Origin of the sequence: Micromonospora sp. NPDC050695 (assembly GCF_040654415.1) — a bacterium.
Lineage (GTDB): Bacteria > Actinomycetota > Actinomycetes > Mycobacteriales > Micromonosporaceae > Micromonospora.
The window spans coordinates 1-2,281 of the sequence record NZ_JBFAHZ010000132.1 but is presented as its reverse complement, the minus strand read 5'-3'; the positions used below and the strand labels follow the sequence as shown (position 1 = coordinate 2,281).

Sequence of the window (2,281 nt, the reverse complement as noted above, 5' to 3'; positions counted from 1 at the left end):
TGAACGCCTTCCAGATCGCCTTCGAGGGCCGGCTCACCCCGGCCAACGACTGACCACCTCAACAACCAAGATCAGCCGTTAACTTGACACTCCCCCGTGTTGCTGACCAGGGAATCCGGCCCTTCTGCGTCAGGGCGTGCCTCCGGCGGGGGCCTCGGGCTCCGCGATGGCCGGGGGCGACCAAAGGGTGCGGTGGGAGGTTGGTTGAGGGGGAGGCCATCCCGTCGCGGTTGTCCCAGGCGGAGCCGAGTAGATCCGCCCTCCTGGTCCAGGGTCGTTCAGTCGTGGAGTGCTCCACCTTGGTTCAGGAGGGCGGACCCGCTCCACGGTGTGTGGGACGACGGTGACGGGATGGCAGGGGCGGTGCGGGGGTGCTACGTCGATCGCCGGGCGGGGTGCAGGCCGGCTAGCTGAACGAAGATCTCCCGTTTGTCGACGGCGTTGCCCCGGTCGTCGAGCTGGTAGCCCGTCAGCCACGCCCAGCCCCGATAGGTCGGCTTCGGGCATACCGAGATCACCCGAAACCGGAACCGCTGCCTCAGGAACTGCACCGAAGCTTCACGGTCAATCCATAGTTCCTCGCCGGGCTTGGGCGAGCGGGGCTGCGGCCTGACCCACGCGCGGCCCTCCTGCTCGGTAGGCATGAAGGCGACCCCTTCCCGCTCGCAGGTTGCCCTGCCCGGCCGAGTCGAAGGAGCCCAGCCGGGCAGGAGATACCGCCGCACCGGGGCGAGTTCGGGTCCTCTACGACCAGCACAGCGGGCTAACGGAACCGTACGCTACGTAGATTAGTACGTACAGACGTAGGGGTCTACGTCCGCACCTACTGTCAAATTTGTGATCGAGTGGAACCCGGAGCGGGCCATCTGGCGACAGGTTGCCGACGACATCCGCCGCAAGGTGTCGGCGGGTGAGTACGTGGCGGGGTCGAGGCTTCCCAGCGAGACGGATCTGTCTCAGGGCTACGGCGTCAGCCGGACCACCATCCGAACCGTGATCGCCGCGTTGAAGAGTGACGGCCTGGTGGTGGTCGAGCAGAGGCCGGGTCACCCGCGCGCGACGTACATCCGAACTCTTGGACAGGTCGAAGACATCACCATCGGGCCGGGTGACTCCGTAACCTACAGCGGCCCCGGCGCGGTGGTGGTTACCAGGGCTGCCGGGGAAGTGGAGATGTACGAGGCCGATCAGGTTCGCATCATCGGATAGTCAGAATCGGGGGCACACACGGGGCACAAGGCAGCGTAAAACGTCGTCAAGGAGTGATGAACTGCGAGTGTCGAAGACAGGGCGTGACCAGCGCGCTGGCCATGTCGCCGCAGGTCAACCGCCCGTCAGTCTAAGTTCCGCTTCAACGTCTGAATCCGTATGCCTGCTGTCCTTAGAAGCGGTAGACCTCGCGACGGTGGCCTAGGTGGACGACCAGAACGACCAGGACCGAGTCGTTCACCGTGTACACCACTCGATAGTCGCCGACCCGGACGCGGAACAGGCCGCGATGCCCAACCAGCGATTTCACGCCGTCTGGCCGCGGATCGGCACCGAGGGCGGCTATGGCGGCGACGAGCCGCGCCTGCACGGGGGGTTCGAGCTTGCGCAGTAGCTTGGCGGCCGATCTGTCGATCTGAACCGTGTAACGAGTGCCGCCGCTCATAGCCCGAGTTCGGCCCGCAGATCGGCCAGGGATACCGGCTTGTCGCCGGCGTCAATCCGGGCGAGGGCTTCACGGGCAGCAGCTACGTCTTCCGCATCCTCGGCGCGTTCGATCGCTTCGGCCACCTCCGCCGGCACGATCGCGGCCATGCGTTGACCGTGACGGGTGACGTAAGTAATGCGACCGCCATAGGCAGCACGAGAGACGACCTCGGCGAGATGATCACGAGCGTCCGAGATCGAGAGATCGCGCGCGGGTTCAGTCATGTACGAATCGTACAACCGAAGGTGGTGCGGGGCTTCCAAGCCTCGCAACGAGCAGGTCAGCCGGTATCACATGATCCGAAGCATGGTCCGAGACCTCGGCGCAGGCCGCCGACGCCGAACCGGAGACGGGCCCACGGAAGCGGGGTTCAAGCACCTCCCGTACGGGACAGTCGACCAGCGATGTCGGGCTTCACTTGATCCGTTACACATCAGCTTCACCTGACGGGTGACAGCCGGCTGGGTCACTCCTGTTCTGCTGTCACAGTGCCCTCCCTGTCACGCTGATGTGAGACAGCTCGTCTACCAGGGGATACTCTTCCTGGACGGTTCTGAGGAGAGATCATCAGCATGACGTCGAAGT

4 protein-coding genes are annotated in these 2,281 nt (G+C 64.9%); 1 reads left to right on the top strand and 3 read right to left on the bottom strand.

What is annotated here, in order from left to right; genetic code table 11:
* Nucleotides 1-374: 374 nt before the first annotated feature.
* Entirely contained in the window at nt 375-644 is a 270-nt protein-coding gene (locus AB0H52_RS31850; protein WP_357951990.1) for a hypothetical protein, read from the bottom strand.
* A gap of 193 nt (nt 645-837) precedes the next feature.
* Here AB0H52_RS31850 and AB0H52_RS31845 point away from each other — a divergent pair, with 193 nt between their 5' ends.
* Nucleotides 838-1,209 (top strand): winged helix-turn-helix domain-containing protein, encoded by a 372-nt coding sequence (locus AB0H52_RS31845; RefSeq protein WP_357951988.1) that lies wholly within the window; start codon nt 838-840, stop codon nt 1,207-1,209.
* 172 nt (nt 1,210-1,381) lie between these two features.
* On the opposite strand, the gene AB0H52_RS31840 is transcribed toward AB0H52_RS31845, so the two are convergent.
* On the bottom strand, nt 1,382-1,654 hold the full coding sequence (locus AB0H52_RS31840) for a type II toxin-antitoxin system RelE/ParE family toxin (protein WP_151490468.1): 273 nt from the start codon (nt 1,652-1,654) through the stop codon (nt 1,382-1,384).
* The gene (locus AB0H52_RS31835; RefSeq protein WP_151490469.1) at nt 1,651-1,920 is read right to left on the bottom strand and encodes a type II toxin-antitoxin system prevent-host-death family antitoxin; all 270 of its coding nucleotides are present in this window, start codon (nt 1,918-1,920) and stop codon (nt 1,651-1,653) included. Before AB0H52_RS31835 ends, AB0H52_RS31840 begins: the two co-directional genes overlap by 4 nt.
* Between the last annotated feature and the right edge of the window lie 361 nt (nt 1,921-2,281).

Coding starts and splice junctions, on each gene's coding strand:
- AB0H52_RS31850 (WP_357951990.1), bottom strand. CDS start 644: ATGCCTACCGAGCAGGAGGGCCGCGCGTGGGTCAGGCCGCAGCCCCGC.
- AB0H52_RS31840 (WP_151490468.1), bottom strand. CDS start 1,654: ATGAGCGGCGGCACTCGTTACACGGTTCAGATCGACAGATCGGCCGCC.
- AB0H52_RS31835 (WP_151490469.1), bottom strand. CDS start 1,920: ATGACTGAACCCGCGCGCGATCTCTCGATCTCGGACGCTCGTGATCAT.